The following is a 25728-nucleotide window of genomic DNA, read 5'->3' on the forward strand; positions in this document are numbered from 1 at the left end:
GTCATTCGGCCGATCGCTGGCGTCGGAGCACATCCTCCGACGGCCGGGAACCCGACGACTCGCTCACAGTAGCAGCATTGTCGTGAAGTCTCTCAATAACCACCGATAATCGATTGTCACCGTTCCGTGATAGGGCCGCGACCTCGTTGAATGCGGAAGGTATTGCGCGGGCGAAGATCACGGCGGCGAGAACCGGCCGGACACCGTCGCGGACCGCGGCGTGCTTCAGCGCACAGCCGCCCGGCATCCCCTATCACCAGCAAAGGAACCCGAGTACGAACCGGACGGTCGGCGATTGGCGATGGGACCGAAAAATTGATAACAAGGTGGATCGAATGTCTCCACACCACCCGGCCCTAACCACTCGGGCCGACGGCCGAAATCCCTGAAACACGGATGCGCGAACCTCGTTCGGCCCGCTTCGGCCGGTATGTGAAATGGCCGCAATACCGAACCACTCCGGCAATAGGGATGGAATACCACCGGAACACCACATCGGTCCGTACCAACAGTCTGCTTCGCGGTCGCCGGCGGAGCAATTCGACGACAGACCGATCGCGGCGGCGACCCGATGGTCGCCGCCGCGATCGATACCCGGCCCGGAAGAACTACCGGTTGCTACACGGTGAAACCGAGAGCCCGCAACTGTTCCCGGCCGTCCTCGGTGATCTTGTCCGGACCCCACGGCGGCATCCAGACCCAATTGATCTTCAGATCGTCCACCAGGCCGCTGCGCACGAGGGCGTTACGCGACTGATCCTCGATCACATCGGTGAGCGGACAGGCCGCGGAGGTCAGCGTCATATCCAGCACCGCGGTGGTCTCCTCGACCCGCATACCGTAGACCAGCCCCAGATCCACGACATTGATACCGAGTTCGGGGTCGACGACATCACGCATCGCCTCCTCGATATCGGCGAGCTGCGCGAGCTCATCGGCCGACAGTTCGTTCTCGGCGGTGCCCGCCGCGGCCGCGGCGGATTCGGTGGCAGGAGTATCGGTCATGCTGTTTCCCCGTTCCGTGCTCGGTCGGTATCGGGCCCGGAGGTCACGGCATCGGCCGCACCATCGATCCGGAGCACCGCGTCCTTGAACGCCATCCAGCCCAGCAGCGCGCATTTCACGCGGGCCGGGTACTTGGCGACACCGGCGAAAGCGATTCCGTCACCGATGACTTCCTCGTCGCCCTCGACGGTCCCCCGGCTGCCGATCATCTCGTTGAACGAATCGACGACGCCCAGCGCCTCGGCGACCGGCAGGCCGATCACCTGCTCGGTCAGCACCGAGATCGATGCCTGGCTGATCGAACACCCCTGGCCGTCGTAGGAGACATCGGCGACATCACCGGCGTCGCCGATATGCACCCGCAGGGTCACCTCGTCACCGCAGGTGGGGTTGACATGGTGCACCTCGGCGCCGAACGGCTCGCGCAGCCCGCGGTTGTGCGGATGCTTGTAGTGATCCAGGATCACTTCCTGGTACATCTGCTCCATACGCATGTGCTAGCCGACCCCGAAGAAGTTCTGGGCTTTTCGCACCGCGGCCACCAGTTTGTCCACCTCGTCCACGGTGTTGTAGAGGGCGAACGAGGCACGTGCGGTGGCGGCGACACCGAAACGCCGGTGCAGCGGCCAGGCGCAGTGGTGACCCACCCGGATCGCGACACCCTCGTCGTCGAGGATCTGCCCCAGATCGTGCGCGTGGATACCTTCGGCGAGAAACGCTACCGCGCCCCCGCGATCGACATTCTCGGTGGGACCGATGATCCGGATCCCCGGTACCGCCCCGAGCCCCGCGAGCGCAGCCTCGACGAGGGTGTGCTCGTGCGCGGCCACCGCCTCCATACCGAGCTTACGCAGATAGCGCACCGCGGCACCGAGGCCCACCACCTGAGACGTCATCGGCACGCCGGCCTCGAACCGCTGCGGCGGTGGGGCGTAAGTGGTCTGCTCCATGGTGACGGTCTCGATCATGGAGCCGCCGGTGATGAAGGGCGGGGTATCGGCCAGGATCGCCGCTTTCCCGTACAGCACACCCACTCCGGAGGGACCGAGCATCTTGTGCCCGGAGAACGCCGCGTAGTCCACGTCCAGGGCCCGGAAGTCGACCGGCATGTGCGGAACCGACTGGCAGGCGTCCAGCACCACCACGGCACCGACAGCGCGGGCCCGGCGCACCAGTTCGGCGACGGGCGCCACCGCCCCGGTGACATTGGACTGGTGGGTGAAGGCCACGACCTTGGTGGCCGGGGACAATTCCAGCGATTCCAGATCGATACGGCCGTCCTCGGTCACCCCGTACCAGCGCAGCGTGGCGCCGGTACGACGGGCGAGTTCCTGCCAGGGCACCAGATTCGCGTGGTGTTCGAGTTCGGTGATCACGATCTCGTCGCCCGGGCCCACATGATGCGGGAACCGGTCGTCGGCGAAGGCGTAGGTCACCAGGTTCAGTGATTCGGTCGCGTTCTTGGTGAACACGATCTCCTCGGCGGCGACGCCGACGAAATCCGCGATCTCGGCGCGGGCGTCCTCATAGGCGTCGGTGGCTTCCTCGGCGAGCTGGTGTGCGCCCCGGTGCACCGCGGAATTACGTTCGAGCAGGAAATCGCGTTCGGCGTCCAGCACCGCCAGCGGCCGCTGGGCGGTGGCCCCGGAATCCAGGTACACCAGCGGCTTCCCGTCCCGGACCGTACGGTTCAGGATCGGGAAGTCGGCCCGGATCCGGGCGACATCGAAGGCGGGGAGGATCGCTGTCATATCAGGCTCCGGCCCCCGCGGTCCGGGTGAATTTCACATAGCCGTTGGCGTCGAGTTCCTCGGCGAGTTCCGGGCCGCCCTCGGCGACGATGCGCCCGTTCACGAACACGTGCACGAACTGCGGCTGGATATAGCGCAGGATACGGGTGTAATGGGTGATCAGCAGGACTCCGCCGTTCTCCCGCTCCCGATAACGATTGACACCGTCGGAGACGATACGCAGCGCGTCCACGTCCAGGCCGGAGTCGGTTTCGTCGAGGATGGCGATCTTCGGCTTCAGCAGCCCCAGCTGCAAGATCTCGTGCCGCTTCTTCTCACCGCCGGAGAAGCCTTCGTTCACACTGCGTTCGGCGAAGGCGGCGTCGATATCGAGTTCGTTCATCGACTCCTTCACCTCCTTGACCCAGTGCCGCAGCTTCGGCGCCTCGCCACGTACCGCCGTGGCGGCGGTACGCAGGAAATTGGACATGGACACACCGGGGACCTCGACCGGGTACTGCATGGCCAGGAACAGTCCGGCCCGCGCCCGCTCGTCCACCGACATCTCCAGTACGTCTTCGCCGTCGAGGGTGATCGAACCCGAGGTGACGGTGTACTTGGGGTGGCCGGCGATGGCGTAGGACAGGGTGGACTTACCCGAGCCGTTGGGTCCCATGATGGCGTGCGTCTCACCGGAGTTCACGGTGAGGTTCACGCCCTTGAGGATCTTGACGGTGTCCCCGTCCGGGGTGGCGACCTCGGCGTGCAGGTCCTTGATTTCCAGGGTGGTCATAGGATGCTGTTTTCCTCTTCGGGGCTGGGGGCTGGAGGGCGGTCAGACACCGATGGCGGCGAGTTCGGCCTCGATGGCCGCCTCCAGCCGCTCGGCGACCTCACGGACCGCGATCTTCTGGATGATCTCGTGGAAGAAGCCGCGTACCACCAGGCGGCGGGCGGCGTCCTCCGGGATACCGCGGGCACGCAGGTAGAACAGCTGCTCGTCGTCGAACCGGCCGGTGGCCGAGGCGTGCCCGGCACCGACGATCTCACCGGTTTCGATCTCGAGGTTGGGCACCGAATCGGCGCGAGCGCCGTCGGTGAGCACGAGATTGCGATTGATCTCGAAGGTATCGGTGCCCTCCGCGGCGGCGCGGATGAGCACATCGCCGACCCATACCGTGCGGGCATCGCCCTTGGGGGATGCGGGGTCACCCTGCAGGGCGCCCTTGTACAGCACATTCGATTTGCAGTGGGGGACGGCATGGTCCACCAGTAGCCGCTGTTCGAAATGCTGACCGGCGTCGGCGAAATAGAGACCGAGCAGTTCGGCGTCGCCTCCCGGCCCCGCGTAGCGCACGTTGCCGGTGAGCCGCACCAGATCACCGCCGAGAGTGACCGCGGTGTGCCGCAGTACCGCGTCACGGCCGAGAGTGGCGTGGTGCGCGGTGGTGTGTACCGCGTCGTCGGCCCAGTCCTGCACCGCGACCACGGTGAGCCGGGAGCTGTCGCCGAGTACGAATTCCACGTTCTCGGCGTAGGTTCCGCTGCCACGCTGATCGATCACCACGGTGGCCGCGGCGAATTCCGCGAGCCGCACCTGCAGGTGCCCGTAGGCGGTCTTCCCCACCCCGGGACCGGTGATCCGCACGACCACCGGTTCGGCGACCTCGGTCTCCTTGCCCACCGAGACGATCGTCGCCTGCTCGAACCCGGAGTACGCCTGGGCGGCGACCCGGTCGGACGGGGTACCACCGGCGCCCAGCCGGGCGTCGTCGCGGCCCACCGTCTCCACGGTGACTCCGGCCGCCTCGGCGATCTCGACACCGGCCTGTCCGTCGCGGGTGGCGGTGCCGTTGTGCAGACCACGCAACCGGCGCAGCGGGGTGAACCGCCACGCCTCGTCCTTACCGGAGGGGATCTCGAAGGCGTTCACATCGAAGGAGGTGAACACCTCGCCCTTGTTGATCGCCGGCGTACGAGCCTCGGCGGCCACGGCGACATTCGTCGGACCACCTGCGGTATTCCTCTGTTCGCTCGCGAGCTCGCTCACTAGCCGACGGCTCCTTCCATCTGCAGTTCGATCAGGCGGTTGAGCTCCAGCGCGTATTCCATCGGGAGCTCCTTGGCGATGGGCTCGACGAACCCGCGCACCACCATCGCCATGGCCTCGTCCTCGGTGAGGCCGCGGCTCATCAGGTAGAACAGCTGGTCCTCGGAAACCTTCGACACGGTCGCCTCGTGCCCCATCGTCACGTCGTCCTCGCGGATATCGACATAGGGGTAGGTGTCGGAACGGCTGACGGTATCGACGAGCAGCGCATCGCACTTCACCGTCGACTTCGAGCCGTGCGCGCCCTTGTTCACCTGGACCAGGCCGCGATAGGAGGCCCGGCCGCCGCCGCGCGCGACCGATTTGGACACGATGGTCGAGGAGGTGTGCGGGGCCAGGTGCACCATCTTGGCGCCGGTGTCCTGATGCTGGCCCTCACCGGCGAAGGCGACCGAGAGCACCTCACCCTTGGCGTGCTCACCGGTCATCCACACGGCCGGGTACTTCATGGTGACCTTGGAGCCGATATTGCCGTCGATCCACTCCATGGTCGCGCCCGCCTCGGCCTTGGCCCGCTTGGTGACCAGGTTGTAGACGTTGTTGGACCAGTTCTGGATGGTGGTGTAGCGGCAGCGGCCGCCCTTCTTCACGATGATCTCGACCACGGCCGAGTGCAACGAATCCGATTTGTAGATCGGCGCGGTACAACCCTCGACGTAGTGCACGTAGGCGTCCTCGTCGACGATGATCAGGGTGCGCTCGAACTGGCCCATGTTCTCGGTGTTGATCCGGAAGTAGGCCTGCAGCGGGATGTCCACGTGCACACCCGGCGGCACATAGATGAACGAACCACCCGACCACACCGCGGTGTTCAGGGCGGAGAACTTGTTGTCCCCGGCCGGGATGACACTGCCGAAGTACTCCTGGAAGATCTCCGGATGCTCACGCAGCCCGGTATCGGTGTCCAGGAAGATCACGCCCTGGGCCTCCAGATCCTCGCGGATCTGGTGGTAGACGACCTCCGACTCGTACTGGGCGGCGACACCGGCGACCAGCCGCTGCTTCTCCGCCTCCGGGATACCCAGCTTGTCGTAGGTGTTCTTGATGTCCTCGGGCAGGTCCTCCCAGCTCTCGGCCTGCTTCTCGGTCGAGCGCACGAAGTACTTGATGTTGTCGAAATCGATACCGTCGAGGTTCGAGCCCCAGTTCGGCATCGGTTTGCGATCGAAGATCCGCAACGCCTTGAGCCGGTTCTCCAGCATCCAGGCCGGTTCGTCCTTCTTGGCCGAGATATCGCGGACGACCTCCTCGGACAGACCCCGCTGCGCACTGGCTCCCGCCACGTCCGAGTCGGCCCAGCCGTAGCCGTATTTACCCAGTGAGGCGATCGCCTCCTCCTGGGTGAGCGGTGGCACCTGGTCGGTGGTGGTCGTCATTCGGCACTCCTTCCGGAGTCGTTCGTTACGTCCGTTGCGGGCTGTGCAACGGCTGATGGTGACGTGTCGTCGGTTCGGGCGACCGCCGGGGTCGGCAGCACCGTCAGGGGTACGTGCGTGGTGCAGGCGCAATCACCGTTGGCGATGGTGGCCAGCCGCTGCACATGGGTACCCAGTACCTCCCGGAAGACCTCGAGTTCGGCCTCGCACAGCTCCGGGAATTCCTCGGCCACATGGGAGACCGGACAGTGGTGCTGGCAGATCTGCACCCCGGCACCGACCCGGCGGGTACTCGCCGCGAAGCCCGCGCCGGACAGCGCCGTGGCGATCTCCTCGGCTTTGGCCGCCGTCCCGGACCGCGCGGCCTCGTCCCCGGGGGCCACGACATCCGCGGCGGGCTCGTCCCGCTGGGTGGGCAGCGCTTCGATGCCGTCCACCAGGGTGCGCGCCCGTTTCCGCGCGAACGCGGTGACCGCCTCTTCGCCACCGATCTCCCGGAGCTGCCGGATGGCCGCACCGGCCAGATCGTCGTAGGCGTGCCCCAGCATGCCGCGTCCGGCAGCCGTGAGCTGGTACTGCTTGGCCGGCCGGCCGCGGCCCTTCTGTTGCCAGGGCGCGGAACGGCCCGCGCGCGCCTGCCCGGATTCGATGAGCGCGTCGAGATGCCGGCGCACCCCCGCGGGGGCCAGCCCCAGCGCACGCCCGATCGCGGTAGCGGTGATCGGCCCCTCTTCCAGCAGCAGCCGTACGATCGCGGCCCGGGTATGGCCCTCGGTGACGGGGACGCCGACAGACCCGGTACCGGCCCGGTGACCAGCCCTTTCGTCTACATTCGGCAAACCCACAGTTTTCACAACATCAGTGTGGCGGAATTCGTTCCCGAAATCTAATAAGGGTGCCCTGAGCAGGCGGGGAGCGCCGGTGCGGCGATTCGTGCGCCGATACCGGAAATGCCCTGCTCCGACGCCGGAGAAGGCGAGCGCCGGCGAGCGCGCCGAAGCCGGTAGTGATGTGCTTCACCGCACGTCTCGTCGGCGGTACCGCCTGACCCGTACGAGAGGATTTGCTGTCCGGCTGCACCGGCGCTGCGGCCGAGCCGCCGCCCGAGGGCGTTCCGGCCGACCGCGCGCGGCGGACACCGCAAAAGCGCGGACGGGACGGCGGGAGCCGGGCGGGAAGCCGCCACGGAGACCGGTAGCCGGGTGGTGGCCGCAGTCGGCGGTCGGCGCGGCCACCGCCCCGCGGATGCGCGCCGCGCTGTGGCCGGGAGGCCATCGGCACGTCCGGCGAACTAGTGTCGGAGACCGTGGCAGGACAGGTAGGCGCGTCGGTGTCGCTCGAGCAGCGGGCGCGGAAACTGATGCGGCGCGCTCTCGGACTGGACGTCCCGCCCTCGGATCACACCATCGCGGTACTGCACAGCGACGAATCCGAGGTCCCCGGGCTCGACCGCCGGGAACGCAGACAACTCGACCGGATCCGTCTGATGGGGGCCACCGGCACCGTATTGATGGCCATCAGCGCACTCGGTATCGGCGCGCAACCGGTGCACCAGAATCCGACTTCCGGGATGCGCGTCCTCGGGATCTTCGCGCGGGCCCATACCGGGTCGCTGGCCATGTGCATGGTCGGCACGGTGACCGTGGTGCTGGCATGGCTGTTGCTGGGACGGTTCGCGGTCGGCGGCCTGGGCGGTTCACCCCGGCACCGGCTCACCCGGCGCCAATTGGACCGCACCCTGCTGCTGTGGATCGTTCCGCTGTGCGTGGCGCCCCCGATGTTCAGCAACGATGTCTACTCCTACCTGGCGCAGAGCGAGATCGCCGCACGCGGTATCGACCCCTACCAAGAGGGCCCGGTCGCGGGGCTGGGCATAGACAACGTTCTCACCAACAACGTTCCCAATATCTGGCGCGAGACCCCGGCCCCCTACGGCCCGCTCTTCCTCTGGATCGGCCACGGGATCGCCGAGATCACCGGGGACAACATCCTGGCCGGAGTGTGGGTGCACCGAGTGCTGGCGCTGGCGGGAGTGGCGTTGATCGTCTGGGCGCTGCCGCGGCTGTCGATCCGCTGCGGGGTGGCGCCGGTGAGCGCGTTGTGGCTGGGCGTAGCGAACCCGCTGGTGTTGTTCCACCTGGTCGGCGGGGTACACAACGACGCGCTGATGCTGGGGCTGATGCTCGCGGGCCTGGAGTTCGCGCTGCGCGCGATCCACGGAGTGCCCGGCAACGGCGGACCGCCCCCACTGGACGCCCGCGGGTGGTCCCTGCTGATCGCGGGAGCGGTCATCATCAGCCTGTCCTCGTCGGTCAAGATCACCTCGATCATCGCCCTCGGTTTCGCGGGAATGGCGTTGGCGCGGCGCTGGGGCCCGGGTCTGCGGCCGGTTCTCGCCGCCGCGGCACTGCTCGGTGTCATCGCTGCGCTCACCACCCTGGTGATCAGTACGGTGAGCGGACTCGGTTTCGGCTGGATGAACACCCTCGGCACCGCCAACGCGGTGCGCAGCTGGATGTCGCTGCCGACCGCGCTGGGCATCATCACCGGATTCGGTGGCGTCCTTCTCGGCCTCGGCGACCACACCACCGCGCTGCTGAGCATCACCCGGCCCATCGCCGCGGTGGTGGCGGGTTTCCTCACGGTACGGATGCTGGCGGCCACCTGGACCGGACGGGTGCACCCGGTGGGAGCGCTGGGGGTGTCCCTCGCCGCGATCGTGCTGCTGTTCCCCGTAGTGCAGCCCTGGTACCTGCTGTGGGCGATCGTGCCGTTGGCGGCTTGGGCCACCCGGCCGGCGTTCCGCGCACCGGCCGTCGGTATCTCCGCGGTGGTCAGTGTGATCCTGATGCCGCGCGGCGCCGACCTCGAGGTGTTCCAGATCGTGGGGTCGGCCGTGGCGACGGTGATCGTCTCGGTGCTGTTCATCGTGGTCACCCGGAATGCGCTGCCCTGGCGTGCCGAGCAGGGGGTGTCGGCCTCGTCACAGCCGGCCGGGGCCTACGGTGTGACCTCGTGACCTCTTCCCGGGTACCCGCCGTCCAGGTGGACGCTGTCGCCAAACGATACGGCGAGACGACCGCGGTGGACGGTATCGGTTTCACCATCGAACCGGCGCAGGTGTTCGCCCTGCTCGGACCCAACGGCGCCGGTAAGACCACCACGGTCGAGATGTGCGAGGGGTTCGTCCGGCCGGATACCGGCAGTGTCCGGGTGCTCGGCCTCGATCCGATCGCCGATTCCGAGCGGCTGCGGCCCCGGATCGGCGTCATGCTGCAGGGCGGCGGCGCCTATCCGGGCGCCCGCGCCGGGGAGATGCTCGACCTGGTGGCCTCCTATTCGGCGAATCCGCTGGACCCTGATTGGCTCCTGGGCGTACTCGGGCTCGCCGACAGCCGCCGGACCCCCTACCGCCGGCTGTCCGGCGGCCAACAGCAGCGGCTCTCCCTGGCCTGCGCCCTGGTGGGGCGGCCCGAGATCGTCTTCCTGGACGAGCCCACCGCGGGAATGGATGCCCAGGCCCGCATCCTGGTGTGGGAGTTGATCGCCGCGCTGCGCCGCGACGGAGTGAGCGTCCTGCTCACCACCCATCTCATGGACGAGGCCGAGGAACTGGCCGACCATCTGGTGATCATCGATCACGGGCGGATCGTCGCCTCCGGGACACCGGCCGAGGTAACCGCGCACGGCGCCGCCGGGCAGCTGCGTTTCGCCGCGCCGCCGAAATTGGATCTGGAGCTGCTGCAGCGAGCGCTACCGGAGGGCTTCACACCCAGGGAGGTCGGGCCCGGCTCGTATCTGGTGGAGGGTGAGATCAACCCGCAGGTGCTGGCGACCGTGACGGCCTGGTGCGCCCGGGTGAACGTGCTCGCGACCGATATCCGGATAGATCAGCGCCGGCTCGAGGACGTCTTCCTGGAACTGACCGGACGGGATCTGCGCGCATGATGCGATACCTCCGCCTTCGCTGCGGCCTCCGCGGACCACAGCCACCAGGTCCTAAGGAGCACACCCCGTGATGCGATACCTCCGCCTTCGCTGCGGCCTCCGCGGACCACAGCCACCAGGTCCTAAGGAGCACACCCCGTGATGCGATACCTCCGCCGCCGCGGACCGCGTCCATCAGGCCCGAAGGAGCACACTCGGTGAGCGAACCCGATCCGACGGCCAACCGGTTCGAACCGGGTACGTTCGCGCCGGGGCCGCGGCCCGCCGCGCGCGGCGCCATGCTGCTGGCGCAGACCCGCCTCGACCTGGTGCTGCTGCTGCGCAACGGGGAGCAGCTGCTGCTCACCATGTTCATTCCGATCACCCTGCTGGTCGGCCTGGCGTTGCTGCCGTTCGGCGATATGGGTCCGGACAAGATCGACAAGATCGTGCCGGCGGTGATGATGGTGGCCGTCATGTCGACCGCGTTCACCGGCCAGGCCATCGCCATCGGGTTCGACCGCCGCTACGGCGCGCTCAAACGGCTGGGCGCCACACCCCTGCCACGCTGGGGGATCGTGGCCGGTAAGAGCGGCGCGGTACTGCTCGTGGTGATCCTGCAGGCGGTGCTGCTCGGGTTGCTCGGGGTGGCTCTGGGCTGGCGGCCGGGCCCGGCCGGGCTGGTTCTGGGCGCGGTACTGATCGCGCTGGGCACCGCCACTTTCGCGGCGATGGGCCTACTGCTGGGCGGCACCTTGAAGGCCGAGATCGTTCTGGCGCTGGCGAATATCCTCTGGTTCGTCCTACTCGGTATCGCCAGTGTGGTGTTCGCCTCCGATGAGCTACCCGAGGTGGTGCACACGCTGGTCCGTCTGGTGCCTTCGGGAGCGTTGGCGGTGGCTCTGGAACGGGCACTCGACGGCGGGGTGGACTGGCTCGGTATCGCGGTGCTGGCGGTATGGGGCACCGTGGCGGGGCTGCTGGCCGCCCGCTGGTTCCGTTTCGAATGAGCCCCACGACGACTTGTAGTAGTCCGGTCGCGGGTGGTATCGATCCGCCCGCTACCATCGTGACGTGCTCTATCGCGCGTTCCTGCGACTCGTCGACCGGTTGCCGTTGCCGTCCCGGCGCACCCAGCTACTGATCGCCCTGGCGGTTATCGCCTCCCAGGCCGGCATCTCGGTGACCGGCGCGATCGTCCGGGTCACCGCCTCGGGCCTGGGGTGTCCCACCTGGCCGCAATGCTTCCCCGGTAGTTTCACCCCCATCGGGGTCTCCGAGGTGCCGGTGCTCCACCAAGCCGTGGAGTTCGGCAACCGGTTGCTCACCATCGTGGTCACTCTGTTCGCCGCGCTCATCGTGCTCGCGGTCACCCGGGCCCGCCGCCGCCGTGAGGTACTGATCTACGCGTGGCTGATGCCGGCCGGCACCCTCCTGCAGGGGATCATCGGTGGTATCACGGTCCTGTCCGGGCTGATCTGGTGGACCGTGGCGCTGCACCTGCTGGCCTCGATGCTGATGGTGTGGCTGGCCGCTGTGATGTACGCGAAGGTCGCGGCACCCGACGACGGGGTGGAGACCGTCCGTGCCCCGGCGCCACTGCGGTGGCTCACGGTCCTCAGCGGAGTGGCGCTGGCGGGAGTCCTGGTCGCCGGCACTCTCGTCACCGCCGCCGGACCGCACGCCGGGGACAAGAGCATCGACCGGCCGGTGGCCCGGCTCGAGGTGGAAATCGTCACGCTGGTGCACCTGCATTCGCAGCTGCTGGTCGGCTATCTGGCCCTGCTGATAGGTCTCGGTTTCGGCCTGTACGCCATCGGGATCACCACACCGGTCCGCAACCGCCTGTTCGTCCTGCTCGGACTCGTCGTCGCCCAATCGCTGGTCGGTATCGTCCAGTACTTCACCGATGTACCCGCCGCCCTGGTCGCCATCCACGTGGGCGGGGCGGCCCTGTGCACCGCCGCCACCGCCGCCCTGTGGGCGTCATTGCGTACACGGGAAACACTGCCCGCCACGGCTGTGGACCCCCAGCCCGCCTGAGGTCGCTTCTCGGCTCCGCACGCCGGGCGGCTCGGCTGCCCGGCGCGCGGCCGACGAAACCGTCGCGCGGCCACCCTATCGGGCGACTGCGGTTCCCGGCCGCGCAGATGAGCTTCCGGGCGTGCCCGTCCGATAACTCCGGGCCACCAGCGCCGAGGTCAGGTACCACAGGCCGGTGGGAACCGCCGGGTCGAAGCCGGTGAGCAGCCGAACCCGCTTGAGCCGGTAATCCAGCGTATTGGTGTGCATATGCATGAGCCGGGCGGTGCGCTGACGGTTGAAATTGTTCGCGATGTGCTGCCGCAGGGTTTCCAGCAGTTCCGGATGTTCGTCCAGCGGATCCAGGATGGCGCTCAGATGTTCCCGTGCCGGGCCCGGCCGCGTGATCTGGAATTCCAGGGCCAGATCCGTGAAGCGGTACAGCCCACCGCCCTCGGTGATGCGTTGCACGGTGTCGAGGAGTTCGTGGGCGCGGTCGGTGGCGTCCGGGATATCGGCGGTGGCCGCGGTGATCACGGTGCCGGTCACCTGGACCTGCGCGGCATGCGAGAGCCGTGCGATCAGATCGTCGAGGGTGTCGTCGGGGAAGAGATCCGCGGGTAGCAGCACGGTGCCGCCGTCGACGCTGAGCAGCGACAGCGCGCGCTCACCGCAGCGATGGGCGAGTTCGGCCTGTACCCGGCGGAGTTTGCGGCGGGCCACGATCCGGCCGTCGACCTGCGGCGCGGATTCGTCGGGATGCGGCGGCAGCGCCAATGCCAGCACCTGGTACGACTCGGAGATCTCGATACCGCATTCGCGGGCCATGGTGGCGGTGCTGTGCCCGCCGAGCAGCGCCGAAGTGAGGGTGTGCACGGCGGTGTGGTGCTCGGAGACCACGCCCCGGTACTCCCCCACGTAGGCCAGGGCGACCTCCGAGGTGATCGTGTCCAGTATTTCCAGCATCCGCCGCGCGGTGGCGACCAGGGTCGCCGAATCCGACGGCCCGGCCGTGGCCATGATGCGGTCGAAACCGAGTTTGAACCCCTCGTGGATGGCGTGGTTGATGGTGTCGATGGGGATACCTTCGCGCGCCCATTCGGCGGCGGCTTCGCGAACCTGCTCGATCTTCTCCGGGAGTTCCCGCCCGTCGAGCCGGCTCAGCGTGAGTTCGAGACACAGCCGGGTCACCGCGGTCACATCCCCCTGCAGAGCATCGCCCGGTAACGTCCCGCACGGCGCGACATTCTCCACGAAATGACCGACCATCTGGCGCGACAATGTCGATACATCCCGTAGATGGTTGGAAATCGGACGGCCGGACACCGTGAGTCTTGAACGGGTCGGACTACTGACCGTCATATCGGCTCCTTCTACCCCGGAGTGACGCTCGAGGCACCAACGGTAGCGCGAAGTGGTTACTCGTCAGTAGTTTTTGCCCACGAAACTGTTCGGAACACCCGAAGTCCGCGGCGGTGGCCTGTGAGCGCCCACAGGCCGCGCGGCGGGTTCACCTCTCGTTGCGGGCCTTGGGAAAACGGGTCTGACCAGCCACCCAACCGGCCATCTTCGCCCAGTGCCCGGTACGCGGCTCGGTCTTCGCCACCAGATCACGCCCCCAGCCGTCGGCCGTGGTCAATTCGGCGACTCCGGCCACCACGGCCTGCGCGGTGGCGATATCGGCGACCATCCGGTCCCCGAGCACACCGTCCGCGCCGACGAGGGTGAGCCGGACACCCCGCCGGCCCACCGGCTGCAAGACGGCCTGGGCCGAACCCCCGTGCGCGGCGACGAACTTCCGCACCGAGTCGACGGTTTCCTTCGGCGCGCGAACAGTGGCGGTGGCGGTATCTGCACTCATGATCCGGAGTTTACCGGCGAGTAGGACCGTGTCCACCGCCCCGGCCCGGGCGCCGGCCCGCGGCACTCCGCGCCGACCGGACCCGGGTATCGCAGGCCGCTGCGCCGGTGTAGAACTGGACCATGCGCGCCATCCAGGTAGACCGGCACGGCGGTCCGGAAGTGCTGACCCTCGCCGAGGTTCCCGATCCGGAACCGGGCCCGGGCCAGCTACTGGTCGATATCGATGCCGTGGGCGTCAACTACATCGACACCTACTTCCGCACCGGCACCTACCCGCGCCCCGTTCCCTACATCCCGGGATCCGAGGGCACCGGCGTGGTGGCCGAAACCGGTTCGGGCGTCACCGGGTTCGCGGTCGGCGATCGGGTGGCCTGGGCCGCCGGGCCCAGCAGCTACGCACCGCGCACCGTGGTGGACGAAGCGGTCGCGGTGGCCGTACCCGAGAATATCGATCCGGCGGTGGCCGCCTCGGCGCTACTGCAGGGTATGACGGCCCATTACCTGATCGAATCGGTCTACCGGCCCGAACCCGGCGAGACCGTCCTGGTCCATGCCGGCGCGGGCGGGGTGGGGCTACTGCTCACCCAGCTCGCCGCCGCCCGGGATATCCGGGTGATCACCACGGTGTCCTCCGACGAGAAGGAGACCCTGTCCCGGAGCGCGGGCGCATGGGAGGTGCTGCGCTACGGTCCGGACCTCGCCGACCGAGTCCGTGAACTGACCGGGGGCGCCGGGGTGGCCGCGGTGTACGACGGTGTCGGCGCGGCGACCTTCGACGCCAGCCTCGCCTCGCTGCGGGTACGCGGCATGCTGGCACTGTTCGGAGCCGCCAGCGGCCCGGTGCCACCGGTCGACCTGCAGCGTCTCAACGCGGCGGGTTCGGTGTTCGTCACCCGCCCGAATATCGCCCACTACACCCGTGACCGCGCCGAATTGGACTGGCGGGCCGGCGATGTTCTCGAGGCGATCGCCGACGGTTCTCTCACCGTCCGGATCGGTGCGACCTACCCCCTCGCCGAGGCCGCCCGGGCCCATCGCGATCTGGAGAGCCGGAAGACGACCGGCTCTATCGTCCTGTTGCCCTGACCGGCACGTCAGTAGTCGCGTCCGGTGAGTCCGCGGTAGACGAAACGCGTCAGGCCCTCCACGGCCTCGGCGTCGGTCAGCTCCACCGCCCCGTCCTCGACCGCCGCGAAAATACTCTGCGCCAGAGAGAACATCATCGCCAGGCTGGCGTCGGGCGTACTGGGTAATCGCAGGCCCTTGTCGACCACTCCGTCGAGATGGTCGGCGATATCGGCACGCTGTTCGATACCGAATCGCGTCATGAGCGCGGCGAAATCCTCGTTGACCATCGCCGCCTGCCCCATGGCCCGCAGCACCGGTGCGTGGTCGCGGGCGAACCGCCAGTAGGCGGCGATATGGAAGCGCACCGCTTCGGGGTCGCTGAAATCCGGGTTGTGCCCGGCTTGTTCGGCCCCCGCGTCGCCGGCTTCGCCCAGATCGACCAGCAGCGCCTGGAGAAGTTCCTCTTTCCCGGCGAAATGGTTGTAGAACGATCCCGCCGCCCGGCCCGCCGCCGCGGTGATGTCGGTGATCTTGGTGTTGAGATAGCCGCGCTCCGCGAAGACCCGCCGCGCGGCGGCCTTGAGCGCCTGTTCCGTTTCTTCCGCCCGTTCCCGACGGCTCGATACCACCGACCTCACCTCCTTGACAGGGCAACCTACCAATCGGATACTGAATTCATATTCACTGAATATAGATTCAGCATTTTTCGACAGGAGCGTCCATGTCTCCCCTGGTCCTCATCGCGGGTGCCGGCCCCACCGGTCTCACCCTCGCCATCGACCTGGCCCGCCGGAACATCCCCGTGCGCGTCATCGACAAAGCCACCACGTTCGGTATCGGCTCGCGCGGTGACGGCATCCAGCCCCGCACGCTCGAGGTCTTCGACGATCTGGGTGTCCTCGAGGCGGTGCGCGCCGCCGGCCGTGCGGTACCGGTGATGCGGGCGTATCTGGATGGGCAGTTCGTCGGCGAACAGCGGATGAGCGAGCCCGTGGCCCCGACCCCGGCCGTCCCCTACCCCAACCCGTGGGTCCTCGGCCAGGCACAGACCGAGGCGATCCTGCGTACCCGCCTGGCGGAGTTCGGTATCCCGGTCGAACTCGGCACGGCGCTGATGTCCTTCGAACAGGACGATGCCGGGGTCACCGCGCGATTGACCGGCCCGGACGGAACCGAAACCGTACGGACCAGCTACCTCGTCGGCGCGGACGGCGGTCACAGCACCGTGCGCCGGGCGGCGGGGATCGCATTCGAGGGAAGCACCGACGAATCACTGCGTATGTTGCTCGGGGACGTCCGCGCCGACCTGCTCGACCACGATTTCGGTTACTGGTTCGCCGCGGCAGCGGATCCGATGCGCGGCATCGCGCTCTCCCCGCTACCCGGTGGCCGCCTGTTCCAGTTCGCCACCCCCGCCGAGGAGACCACCGAACCGACCCTGGCGGCCCTGCAGGCCGCCGCGGACCGCTACTCCGGTCCGACGGGCCTCACCCTCACCGATCTCACCTGGGTCACCGTGTGGCGGCCCAATATCCGGCTGGCCGCACGGTTCCGGGCCGACCGGGTGTTCCTGGCCGGAGACGCCGCCCACGTCCATCCACCCACGGGCGGGCAGGGTATGAACACCGGCATCCAAGATGCCTACAACCTGGGCTGGAAGCTCGCGGCCGCGCTGGGCGGCGACGAGGAACCGCTGCGGACCTACGAGCCGGAACGACGGGCGGTGGCGGCGCGCGTACTCGGAATCAGCACCGAACTGCTCGACAAACTGTCCGAGGGCGCCGAGGACGCGATGGAGCGCGGCGCACAGACCCGGCAGCTCGATATCAGCTATCGCGATCCTGCCGATCCTCGCCGGCTCGCAGCCGGCGACCGCGCACCCGATGCCCCACTGAAGGATTCCGGTGGTCGTCCCGTACGGCTGTTCGATCTCTTCCGCGGCCCGCACTCCACCCTGCTGTGCTTCGGGGCCACCGGCGACCTGCCCACGCTACCGGGGGGCCGGGCCCACGCCGTGCTCCGGCCGGGCAGCGCGGCGGGCACCCCGGCGGCACTGGTGGATGTCGACGGTCACGCCTACGCGGCGTACGACGCGAACGACGGCACCCGGGTCCTGGTGCGGCCGGACGGCTATATCGGCCGGCTCGACTGACGCCGAGATCCACAACCCGGCGATCGGTGCGGCACCATCCGGGGAACGGCGGCCGGGGCAGGGCCGGTATCGCCGCGGCGGGCTCAGCCGAAGAAGACCTCACCGAGGGTGGTCCAACCGAGTACCGAATCGACGGCCAGACCGCAGAAGATCACCGCGAGATAGTTGTTGGACTGCAGGAACAACCGCAGCGGCTTCACCGATTCCCCGCGGCGGACCCCGGCGTAGAGCTGATGCGCCATCAGCAGGAACCAGGCACCCGCCACCAGCGCCACCGCCGTGTAGATCACCCCGGTGGCCGGGACCAGGGCCAGGGTGGTCAGCACCGTCAACCAGGTGTAGATCACGATCTGTTTGGTGACGACCTGTTCGGTGGCCACCACCGGCAGCATCGGCACCCCGGCCACGCGGTAGTCCTCCTTGTACCGCATGGCCAGTGCCCAGGTGTGCGGCGGAGTCCAGAAGAAGATCACCCCGAACAGCGCCAGCGCCGGCCAGCCGATCGTGCCGGTCACCGCCGACCATCCCACGAGCGCGGGCATACAGCCGGCCGCCCCACCCCACACCACGTTCTGCGAGGTACGCCGCTTCAGCCCCAGGGTGTAGACGAAGACATAGAACAGGATGGTGGCCACCACCAGCGCGCCGCTGAGCAGATTCGCCTGCCACCACAGCCAGGCGAACGAACCGATCCCCAGGGTGACGCCGAACACGAACGCATGAGAGGTCGGAACGGCCTCGCGGGCCAGCGGCCGTTTGGCGGTCCGCTTCATCACCTTGTCGATATCGGCGTCCGCGACACAGTTGAGCGTGTTCGCGCTCGCCGCACCCATCCAGCCGCCGAACAGGGTGGCCAGAATGAGCCCGATATCGACCTGCCCGCGGTCGGCCAGCAGCATGGTCGGAATCGTGGCCACCAGCAGCAGCTCGATCACGCGGGGTTTGGTGAGCGCGATATAGGCCAGGGGCCGGCGGGCGATCCGGGCGAGCGTCACGCTGCCGAGGACGCGGTCCGCAGGCGCCGGGGCGGAATCGTGGGCGCCGCCGACCCCCGGGTCATGACCGATCCGCACTATCTCTCCTCGCACGCTGTGCTTCGCATCCGGCTGTAGGACGAGCAGCGCGCGGCTGCGACGCGGCTACTACTACAGACGATGGTAGACCCACGCTCGCCGCTCGCCGCCGCTCACCCCCGCGCGCACGGGCACACCGGGCGGCACGTCCCGTCACACCGTAGCCTCGGTCATGCCGGGAAACACGGGCTCAACGGACTTGCCGGGGGGCGTGCACGGGGGCGGCCGGACGCAATTAGGGTAGGGGGTGTATGCGGCGCCACAGTCACCGTGCCGCACCGGTTCGCCGCCTTGCCCGCCACCTTTCGACGCCCCGAAATGTCAGGAGAAACACGGTCGTGTCAGTGACAGACGACATCCGCGCCCTCACTCAGCCGAATCTGCCGGACGACTGGACGGATCTGGACACCAAGGCCGTCGACACCGTCCGGGTCCTCGCCGCCGATGCCGTGCAGACCGCGGGCAACGGCCACCCCGGCACCGCCATGAGCCTGGCGCCACTGGCCTACACACTCTTCCAGCGCACCATGCGCCACGATCCCGCGGACCCCGAATGGGTCGGCCGCGACCGTTTCGTCCTCTCCTGCGGCCATTCCAGCCTCACCCTCTACATCCAGCTGTACCTGGCGGGTTTCGGTCTCGAACTCGACGATCTGCGTAATCTGCGCAAATGGGGTTCGCTGACCCCGGGCCACCCGGAGTACCGGCACACCAAGGGCGTCGAGATCACCACCGGCCCGCTGGGTCAGGGGCTGGCGTCGGCCGTGGGTATGGCCATGGCCGCCCGGCGGGAACGTGGTCTGTTCGATCCGGAGGCCGCGCCCGGTACGAGCCCGTTCGACCACCACATCTACGTGATCGCCTCGGACGGCGATATGGAGGAGGGCGTCACCTCCGAGGCCTCCTCGCTCGCCGGGACCCAGCAGCTGGGCAACCTGGTGGTGATCTACGACGACAACAAGATCTCCATCGAGGACGACACCACCATCGCCTTCACCGAGGATGTGGCGGCCCGCTACGCGGCCTACGGCTGGCATGTACAGGTGGTGGAGGGCGGCGAGGACGTCGTGGCGATCGAGGCCGCGCTGGCCGCCGCCAAGGCCGAAACCGGTAAGCCGTCGCTGATCCTGCTGCGCACCATCATCGGCTACCCGGCGCCGAACAAGATGAACACCGGCGCCTCGCACGGCGCGGCGCTCGGAGCCGAGGAGGTGGCCGCCACCAAGCGCGCCCTGGGTTTCGATCCCGAGCAGAGCTTCCAGGTCGACGAGGACGTCATCGCGCACACCCGGAAGGCCGCCGAGCGCGGCGCCCGGGCGCACGCGGAGTGGACCGTAGAGTTCGACGCCTGGGCCCAGCGCTCCCCCGAGAACAAGGTTCTGTTCGACCGGTTGTTCAACGGGCAGCTGCCGGAGGGCTGGGCCGACGATCTGCCCACCTGGGAAGTGGACGCCAAGGGCCTGGCCACCCGTAAGGCCTCGGCCAAGGTGCTCGCCACCCTCGGCCCGGTACTGCCGGAGCTGTGGGGCGGCTCGGCCGACCTCGCCGAATCCAACAACACCACCATCCCCGATTCGCTGAGCTTCGGGCCCGAAACCATTTCGACCGGTATGTGGAAGGCGAGCCCGTACGGCCGCACCCTGCATTTCGGTGTGCGCGAGCATGCGATGGGCTCGATCCTCAACGGTATCGCCCTGCACGGGCCCACCCGCCCCTACGGCGGCACCTTCCTGGTGTTCAGCGATTACATGCGCCCGGCGGTGCGGCTGGCCGCACTGATGCGGGTCCCGGTGACCTACGTCTGGACCCACGATTCGATCGGTCTCGGCGAGGACGGCCCCACCCACCAGCCGATCGAACATCTGGCCGCACTGCGCGCCATCCCCGGGTTGTCGGTGGTACGGCCCGGCGACGCCAACGAAACCGCCTATGCCTGGCGCGCGGTGATCGAGAAGCACAGCGGTAAGCACAATTCGCCGTTCGTCTCCAGCGACGCCGTGGGTACCGGTGGGCCGGCGGCACTGGCGCTGACCCGCCAGAACCTGCCGGTACTGGCGGGCACCAGCCAGGAGGGCGTCGCGAAGGGCGGCTACATCCTGGCGGAGGCGTCCACCGGCGTACCGCAGGTGATCCTGATCGGCACGGGCTCGGAGCTCCAGCTCGCCGTCGCCGCCCGCACTACGCTGGAGGAGCAGGGCATCGGTACCCGGGTGGTCTCGATGCCGTGCGTGGAGTGGTTCGACGCACAGGACAGGGCCTACCGCGACGAGGTGCTTCCCCCGGCCGTCGCCGCCCGGGTGGTCGTCGAGGCCGGTATCGCCATGCCGTGGTACCGGTTCACCGGCGACGCGGGTGAGATCGTGTCGATCGAGCATTTCGGCGCCTCGGCCGACTACCAGACCTTGTTCCGCGAGTTCGGCTTCACGCCGGAGGCCGTCGTGGCCGCCGCGCAGCGCACGCTCGACAACGTGAAGGGATAGGGGCTCATGGCACAGAACGAGAACATCGCCGCCCTGGCCGCGGCCGGCGTATCGGTGTGGCTGGACGATCTGTCACGCGACCGGATCGACTCCGGTAACCTCGCCGAACTGATCGAGACCCGCGGGGTCGTCGGGGTCACCACCAACCCGACCATTTTCCAGGGCGCCCTCAGCAAGGGCCACGCCTACGACGAGCAGGTTCGCGCGCTGGCCGCCCAGGGCGCCGATACCGAGGCCGCCATCCGCACCATCACCACCGACGATGTGCGCTCGGCATGCGATGTCCTGACCCCGGTTTTCGAGCGGACCGGCGGAGTGGACGGCCGGGTCTCCATCGAGGTCGATCCACGGCTGGCCTTCGACACGGACAAAACCGTGGCGCAGGCGGTCGAATTGTGGAAGATCGTCGACCGGCCGAATCTGTTCATCAAGATCCCGGCCACCGAGGAGGGCCTGCCCGCGATAACCTCGGTGATCGAGCAGGGCATCAGCGTGAACGTCACGCTGATCTTCTCGGTACAGCGCTATCGCTCCGTGATGGGCGCCTATCTGGACGGCCTGCGCAAGGCACGCGTCGCCGGCCAGGACCTGGCCCGGATCCACTCGGTCGCCTCGTTCTTCGTCTCCCGGGTGGACACCGAGATCGATAAGCGGCTCGAGGCGATCGGCACCCCCGAGGCCCTGGCGCTGCGCGGTAAGGCGGGTGTCGCCAACGCCCGGCTGGCCTACGCCGAGTACGAGGATGTCTTCGCCGCCGACGGCAAACACGCCTCCACCTACAAGCATCTGGCCTCCGCCGGCGCCAACCGGCAGCGACCGCTGTGGGCTTCCACGGGCGTGAAGAACCCCGAATACCCGGACACGCTCTATGTCACCGAACTGGTCGCGGCGAATACGGTGAACACGCTGCCGGAGAAGACTCTCGAGGCCGTCGCCGATCACGGTGCGGTCCGCGGGGATACGGTTTCCGGTACCGCCGCCGAGGCCGCGCAGGTGTTCGAGCAGCTGCGCGCGGTCGGTATCGACCTCGACGATGTCTTCGTCGTGCTCGAACGCGAGGGCGTGGACAAGTTCGAGAAATCCTGGGCGGAGCTGCTGGAGGCCACGACGGCCGAACTGCGCGCGGCCGGCTCCGCGGACACCGGAGGTAACTGACCCCGATGGCCGGCGCTCCGGAGAGCACAGTGACGGCATCCGGCACCCCGTGGCGTAACCCGCTGCGCGACAGCCGGGACAAACGGATTCCGCGGATCGCGGGCCCGTGCAGCATGGTGATCTTCGGGGTCACCGGGGATCTGTCCCGGCGTAAACTCATGCCGGCCATCTACGATCTGGCGAACCGGGGGCTGTTGCCCCCGGGTTTCGCGCTGGTCGGTTTCGCCCGGCGTGATATGTCGGATCAGGATTTCGGCGAGATCGTCCACGACGCCGTACGCGCGAATGCGCGGACCCCGTTCCGCCAGGAGGTCTGGGACCATTTGGCGGAGGGGTTCCGGTTCGTCCGGGGGACCTTCGAGGACGACGCCGCGTTCGCCCGTCTCGCCGAGACCCTGGCCCGGCTGGACGCCGAGCGGGGAACCGGCGGTAATCACGCCTTCTACCTCTCCATACCGCCCGATACCTTCCCCGTGGTGCTGGACCAGCTGCACCGGCACCGGCTCACCAGCCGGACCGGCGGCCACGGGCGGGCGCCGTGGCGGCGGGTGGTGATCGAGAAACCGTTCGGGCACGACCTGGACAGCGCACGGGAGCTCAACGCCCTGGTGAACCGGGTGTTCCCGGAGGAGACGGTGTTCCGGATCGACCACTATCTCGGTAAGGAGACGGTGCAGAACATCCTGGCCCTGCGCTTCGCCAACCAGCTGTTCGATCCGATCTGGAACGCCAATTATGTCGACCATGTGCAGATCACCATGGCCGAGGACATCGGTCTCGGTGGCCGGGCCGGATACTACGACGGTATCGGCGCGGCCCGGGACGTGATCCAGAACCATCTGCTGCAGTTGCTCGCGCTCACCGCCATGGAGGAGCCGATCAGCTTCGAACCCCGGCAGCTGCAGATGGAGAAGATCAAGGTCCTGTCCGCCACCAAACTCGTCGAACCGCTCGACGAGACCACCGCGCGCGGCCAGTACGCGGCCGGCTGGCAGGGTGGCCAGGAGGTCGTGGGCCTGCTCGACGAGGAGGGTTTCGATCCGCAGTCGCGCACCGAAACCTATGCCGCGCTCACCCTCGAGGTCGATACCCGGCGCTGGGCGGGGGTGCCGTTCTATCTGCGCACCGGTAAACGCCTGGGCCGGCGGGTCACCGAGATCGCCGTGGTGTTCAAACGCGCCCCGCATCTGCCCTTCGACCAGACCATGACCGCGGAACTCGGAGAGAACGCCCTGGTCATCCGGGTACAGCCGGACGAGGGCATCACCATGCGGTTCGGCTCCAAGGTGCCCGGATCGTCCATGGAGGTGCGCGATGTGAACATGGACTTCAGTTACGGCGAGGCGTTCACCGAATCGTCCCCGGAAGCCTACGAACGGCTCATCCTGGATGTGCTGCTCGGCGAGCCCTCGCTGTTCCCGGTCAATGCGGAGGTCGAATTGTCCTGGCGCATCCTGGATCCGGTCCTGGCCCACTGGGCCGCCGACGGAAAGCCCGAACAGTACGAGGCCGGGACCTGGGGCCCAGATTCCGCCGATGCGATGCTGGCCCGCACCGGCCGGGAATGGCGGCGACCGTGATCATCGATATTCCGGACACCACCACCGGCGCCGTGACCAAACGCCTGGTGACCCTGCGCGAGAGCAACGGGGTGATCACCATGGGCCGGGTGCTCACGCTGGTGGTGTGCACCCTGGACAGTTCCGAGGCCGAGGACGCCATCGACGCCGCCAACGACGCCAGCCGCGAACATCCGTGCCGAGTGGTGGTATTGGCCCGCGGCGACCGCTCGGCCGCCACCCGGCTGGACGCGCAGATCAGGGTGGGCGGGGACGCCGGTGCCGCCGAGGTGATCGTGCTGCGTTTGCAGGGGCAGCTGGTGAACCACGAGAGCAGCGTGGTGATCCCGTTCCTCCTGCCCGACACCCCGGTGGTGGCGTGGTGGCCGCGCGGCGCCCCGGCGTTTCCGTCCAAGGATTCGGTGGGCCGGTTGGCGACCCGCCGTATCACCGACGCCACTTTCGCCGCTGATCCGCAGGCGACGATCAGGAAGCGCCACGGCTCCTATGCCCCCGGTGATTCCGATCTGGCGTGGAGCCGTATCACCTACTGGCGGGCGCTGCTGGCGGCGGCGCTGGACGAGCCCCCGTACGAACCGGTGGAATCGGTGACCGTATCCGGGCTGCGCACCGAGCCCGCCCTCGATATCCTCGCGGGCTGGCTCGCCGCGCGCCTGGACTGCCCGGTACACCGCCGGACCGGGGAGCTGCGGGTGGAGCTGCACCGCCCGTCGGTTTCCGTGGCCATCGCCCGCCCGCAGACCGGCGTCACCGCGACACTGACCCGCACCGGCGACCCCGAGCAGCGGATCGCGCTGGCGCGCCGGGAAACCCGTGACTGTCTGGCCGAGGAACTGCGCCGGCTGGACGCGGACGAGATCTACGCCGAGGCCCTGGCCGGAATCGAAAGGGTGACCTATGACCACTAGCTCCGACACGGCGGTACCGGAACCCACCGTGGAGGTCCACACCGACGCCGACGCCCTGACCACCGCCGCCGCCCGCCGGTTCACCGAGATACTGGCCGCCGCCCAGGCCGAGCGCGGTTCCGCGTCGGTGGTGGTGACCGGCGGCGGCACCGGTATCACGCTGCTGGAGAAGGTACGCGCGGATTCCGGGGCCCTCGACTGGTCGAAGCTGGATGTGTTCTGGGGCGACGAACGTTTCGTCCCGGCCGGTGATCCCGAGCGCAACGAACTGCAGGCGCACCGGGCGCTGCTGGATCACGTTCCGGTGGACCCGGCCCGGATCCACACGGTCGCGACCTCCGATGGCGAATACCCGGATCCGGTGGAGGCCGCGGCCGAATACGCCACCGCGGTCCGTGCCTATCTCGCCGCGCACGGCGCCTTCGATCTGCACCTGCTCGGAATGGGCCCGGACGGGCATATCAATTCGCTGTTCCCGCGGGCCGCGGCCCTCGGCGAGGACAGCGAACTGGCTGTCGCGGTCACCGACTCCCCCAAACCGCCGCCGGTGCGGGTGACGCTCACCTTCCCCGCGATCCGCCGGTCCCGGCATGTGGTGCTGGTGGTCTCCGGCGCGGGCAAGGCCGATCCGGTGGCCGCCGCGTTGGAGGGCGCCGCCCCGCACGAGATCCCGGCGGCGGGTGCGCACGGTATCGAGTCCACGACCTGGCTGCTGGATCACGGCGCGGCTTCCGGCCTGCGCTGAGACCCTGCCCGAAGCTTCCCTGGCCGGCCTGGTACTGCACATACAACAGAACGGAGCCATCCGGTGAGCCGCCATATCCAGATCACTTTCGACGCCCGGGATCCGCTGGCCCTGTCCACCTTCTGGCGCGAGGCACTGGGGTATATCCATCCCGGCCCGCCCGGGGTCGAGCTGCCCGCCGATGCCGACCCGCTGGCCGCGTGGGACGAGTTCCTCGACCGGATCGGTGTACCGCCGGAGCAGCGCACGATGGCGGCCATCGAGGATCCGGAGGGCCACGGTCCACGGGTGTTCTTCCAGCAGGTGCCGGAGGACAAGGTGGCCAAGAATCGCGTCCATCTCGACGTCCGTGCGGCTCCTGACCTCCAGGGGGAGGAACGGATGGCGGCATTGGAGGCCGAAGGCGATCGGCTCGTCCGGCTGGGCGCGACCCGGGTGCGCCGCTACGAACCGGATCCCCCGCTGGGCACCGGTTTCCTCGTGATGACCGACCCCGAGGGCAACGAGTTCTGCCTGGACTGACCGATCCGGCGC

The 25728-nt window shown here is 68.3% G+C and carries 23 protein-coding genes; 12 read left to right on the forward strand and 11 right to left on the reverse strand.

Annotated elements, in window-relative coordinates; translation table 11 throughout:
- Positions 1–618 precede the first annotated feature (618 nt).
- Genes ACYR7D_RS24765 through ACYR7D_RS24795 form a run of 7 tightly spaced genes read right to left on the reverse strand, consistent with a single transcriptional unit; the run spans position 619 to position 7066 of the window.
- Positions 619–1005 carry a metal-sulfur cluster assembly factor gene (locus ACYR7D_RS24765; protein WP_459546920.1) on the reverse strand — a complete coding sequence of 129 codons (387 nt, stop codon included), beginning with the start codon at positions 1003–1005 and terminating at the stop codon, positions 619–621.
- Positions 1002–1499 carry a Fe-S cluster assembly sulfur transfer protein SufU gene (gene sufU / locus ACYR7D_RS24770; RefSeq protein ID WP_459546921.1) on the reverse strand — a complete coding sequence of 166 codons (498 nt, stop codon included), beginning with the start codon at positions 1497–1499 and terminating at the stop codon, positions 1002–1004. The genes ACYR7D_RS24765 and sufU overlap by 4 nt, the downstream gene beginning before the upstream one ends.
- Before the next feature lie 3 nt (positions 1500–1502).
- Positions 1503–2756, reverse strand: coding sequence for a cysteine desulfurase (locus ACYR7D_RS24775; protein ID WP_459546922.1), 1254 nt, complete (start codon positions 2754–2756; stop codon positions 1503–1505).
- 1 nt (position 2757) lies between these two features.
- Complete coding sequence (sufC, locus tag ACYR7D_RS24780) at positions 2758–3528, reverse strand: Fe-S cluster assembly ATPase SufC (protein WP_459546923.1); 771 nt, start codon at positions 3526–3528, stop codon at positions 2758–2760.
- 42 nt (positions 3529–3570) lie between these two features.
- Positions 3571–4728: a Fe-S cluster assembly protein SufD gene (gene sufD / locus ACYR7D_RS24785; protein ID WP_459550275.1), complete on the reverse strand. Its 1158-nt coding sequence runs from the start codon at positions 4726–4728 to the stop codon at positions 3571–3573.
- A gap of 56 nt (positions 4729–4784) precedes the next feature.
- Positions 4785–6221 (reverse strand): Fe-S cluster assembly protein SufB, encoded by a 1437-nt coding sequence (gene sufB / locus ACYR7D_RS24790; protein WP_459546924.1) that lies wholly within the window; start codon positions 6219–6221, stop codon positions 4785–4787.
- Positions 6218–7066, reverse strand: a complete 849-nt coding sequence (locus ACYR7D_RS24795) for a helix-turn-helix transcriptional regulator (protein ID WP_459550276.1) — start codon at positions 7064–7066, stop codon at positions 6218–6220. Before ACYR7D_RS24795 ends, sufB begins: the two co-directional genes overlap by 4 nt.
- A 515-nt stretch (positions 7067–7581) precedes the next feature.
- Here ACYR7D_RS24795 and mptB point away from each other — a divergent pair.
- From mptB to ACYR7D_RS24815, 4 genes are all read left to right on the forward strand, one after another.
- Positions 7582–9240 carry a polyprenol phosphomannose-dependent alpha 1,6 mannosyltransferase MptB gene (gene mptB / locus ACYR7D_RS24800; RefSeq protein ID WP_459550277.1) on the forward strand — a complete coding sequence of 553 codons (1659 nt, stop codon included), beginning with the start codon at positions 7582–7584 and terminating at the stop codon, positions 9238–9240.
- Positions 9237–10169: an ABC transporter ATP-binding protein gene (locus ACYR7D_RS24805; RefSeq protein ID WP_459546925.1), complete on the forward strand. Its 933-nt coding sequence runs from the start codon at positions 9237–9239 to the stop codon at positions 10167–10169. Before mptB ends, ACYR7D_RS24805 begins: the two co-directional genes overlap by 4 nt.
- 197 nt (positions 10170–10366) lie before the next feature.
- Positions 10367–11158 (forward strand): ABC transporter permease, encoded by a 792-nt coding sequence (locus ACYR7D_RS24810; RefSeq protein ID WP_459546926.1) that lies wholly within the window; start codon positions 10367–10369, stop codon positions 11156–11158.
- Between the two features lie 64 nt (positions 11159–11222).
- Positions 11223–12191: a COX15/CtaA family protein gene (locus ACYR7D_RS24815; RefSeq protein WP_459546927.1), complete on the forward strand. Its 969-nt coding sequence runs from the start codon at positions 11223–11225 to the stop codon at positions 12189–12191.
- 75 nt (positions 12192–12266) lie between these two features.
- Here ACYR7D_RS24815 and ACYR7D_RS24820 read toward each other — a convergent pair whose 3' ends face one another.
- Together ACYR7D_RS24820 and ACYR7D_RS24825 are read right to left on the reverse strand one after the other, a co-directional pair.
- A complete protein-coding gene (locus ACYR7D_RS24820) occupies positions 12267–13532 on the reverse strand; it encodes a PucR family transcriptional regulator (RefSeq protein ID WP_459546928.1) in 1266 nt (421 codons plus the stop codon).
- A 148-nt stretch (positions 13533–13680) separates the two neighbouring features.
- Positions 13681–14031, reverse strand: coding sequence for a hypothetical protein (locus ACYR7D_RS24825; protein ID WP_459546929.1), 351 nt, complete (start codon positions 14029–14031; stop codon positions 13681–13683).
- 122 nt (positions 14032–14153) lie between these two features.
- On the opposite strand from ACYR7D_RS24825, the gene ACYR7D_RS24830 reads away from it, so the two are divergent.
- Positions 14154–15119: a quinone oxidoreductase family protein gene (locus ACYR7D_RS24830; protein ID WP_459546930.1), complete on the forward strand. Its 966-nt coding sequence runs from the start codon at positions 14154–14156 to the stop codon at positions 15117–15119.
- 8 nt (positions 15120–15127) lie between these two features.
- Here the strand turns inward: ACYR7D_RS24830 and ACYR7D_RS24835 are convergent, their stop codons facing one another.
- Positions 15128–15730, reverse strand: coding sequence for a TetR/AcrR family transcriptional regulator (locus tag ACYR7D_RS24835; RefSeq protein ID WP_459546931.1), 603 nt, complete (start codon positions 15728–15730; stop codon positions 15128–15130).
- Between the two features lie 92 nt (positions 15731–15822).
- Here ACYR7D_RS24835 and ACYR7D_RS24840 point away from each other — a divergent pair, with 92 nt between their 5' ends.
- Positions 15823–17253 (forward strand): FAD-dependent monooxygenase, encoded by a 1431-nt coding sequence (locus ACYR7D_RS24840; protein WP_459546932.1) that lies wholly within the window; start codon positions 15823–15825, stop codon positions 17251–17253.
- An 83-nt stretch (positions 17254–17336) separates the two neighbouring features.
- Here ACYR7D_RS24840 and ACYR7D_RS24845 read toward each other — a convergent pair whose 3' ends face one another.
- On the reverse strand, positions 17337–18326 hold the full coding sequence (locus ACYR7D_RS24845; protein WP_459546933.1) for a heme o synthase: 990 nt from the start codon (positions 18324–18326) through the stop codon (positions 17337–17339).
- A gap of 338 nt (positions 18327–18664) precedes the next feature.
- Here ACYR7D_RS24845 and tkt point away from each other — a divergent pair, with 338 nt between their 5' ends.
- From tkt to ACYR7D_RS24875, 6 genes are all read left to right on the forward strand, one after another.
- The gene (gene tkt, locus ACYR7D_RS24850) at positions 18665–20806 is read left to right on the forward strand and encodes a transketolase (RefSeq protein WP_459546934.1); all 2142 of its coding nucleotides are present in this window, start codon (positions 18665–18667) and stop codon (positions 20804–20806) included.
- 6 nt (positions 20807–20812) lie between these two features.
- Complete coding sequence (gene tal, locus ACYR7D_RS24855; protein WP_459546935.1) at positions 20813–21961, forward strand: transaldolase; 1149 nt, start codon at positions 20813–20815, stop codon at positions 21959–21961.
- 29 nt (positions 21962–21990) lie between these two features.
- Complete coding sequence (zwf, locus tag ACYR7D_RS24860; RefSeq protein WP_459546936.1) at positions 21991–23541, forward strand: glucose-6-phosphate dehydrogenase; 1551 nt, start codon at positions 21991–21993, stop codon at positions 23539–23541.
- Complete coding sequence (gene opcA / locus ACYR7D_RS24865) at positions 23538–24449, forward strand: glucose-6-phosphate dehydrogenase assembly protein OpcA (RefSeq protein WP_459550278.1); 912 nt, start codon at positions 23538–23540, stop codon at positions 24447–24449. Before zwf ends, opcA begins: the two co-directional genes overlap by 4 nt.
- Positions 24439–25194, forward strand: coding sequence for a 6-phosphogluconolactonase (gene pgl, locus ACYR7D_RS24870; protein WP_459546937.1), 756 nt, complete (start codon positions 24439–24441; stop codon positions 25192–25194). Before opcA ends, pgl begins: the two co-directional genes overlap by 11 nt.
- 63 nt (positions 25195–25257) lie before the next feature.
- Positions 25258–25716, forward strand: coding sequence for a VOC family protein (locus tag ACYR7D_RS24875; RefSeq protein WP_459546938.1), 459 nt, complete (start codon positions 25258–25260; stop codon positions 25714–25716).
- The last annotated feature ends 12 nt before the right edge of the window (positions 25717–25728 follow it).

The organism is Nocardia sp. X0981, from assembly GCF_977089955.1.

Coding starts and splice junctions, on each gene's coding strand:
- ACYR7D_RS24765 (WP_459546920.1), bottom strand. CDS start 1,005: ATGACCGATACTCCTGCCACCGAATCCGCCGCGGCCGCGGCGGGCACC.
- sufU (WP_459546921.1), bottom strand. CDS start 1,499: ATGCGTATGGAGCAGATGTACCAGGAAGTGATCCTGGATCACTACAAG.
- ACYR7D_RS24775 (WP_459546922.1), bottom strand. CDS start 2,756: ATGACAGCGATCCTCCCCGCCTTCGATGTCGCCCGGATCCGGGCCGAC.
- sufC (WP_459546923.1), bottom strand. CDS start 3,528: ATGACCACCCTGGAAATCAAGGACCTGCACGCCGAGGTCGCCACCCCG.
- sufB (WP_459546924.1), bottom strand. CDS start 6,221: ATGACGACCACCACCGACCAGGTGCCACCGCTCACCCAGGAGGAGGCG.
- mptB (WP_459550277.1), top strand. CDS start 7,582: ATGCGGCGCGCTCTCGGACTGGACGTCCCGCCCTCGGATCACACCATC.
- ACYR7D_RS24820 (WP_459546928.1), bottom strand. CDS start 13,532: ATGACGGTCAGTAGTCCGACCCGTTCAAGACTCACGGTGTCCGGCCGT.
- ACYR7D_RS24825 (WP_459546929.1), bottom strand. CDS start 14,031: ATGAGTGCAGATACCGCCACCGCCACTGTTCGCGCGCCGAAGGAAACC.
- ACYR7D_RS24830 (WP_459546930.1), top strand. CDS start 14,154: ATGCGCGCCATCCAGGTAGACCGGCACGGCGGTCCGGAAGTGCTGACC.
- ACYR7D_RS24840 (WP_459546932.1), top strand. CDS start 15,823: ATGTCTCCCCTGGTCCTCATCGCGGGTGCCGGCCCCACCGGTCTCACC.
- tal (WP_459546935.1), top strand. CDS start 20,813: ATGGCACAGAACGAGAACATCGCCGCCCTGGCCGCGGCCGGCGTATCG.
- pgl (WP_459546937.1), top strand. CDS start 24,439: ATGACCACTAGCTCCGACACGGCGGTACCGGAACCCACCGTGGAGGTC.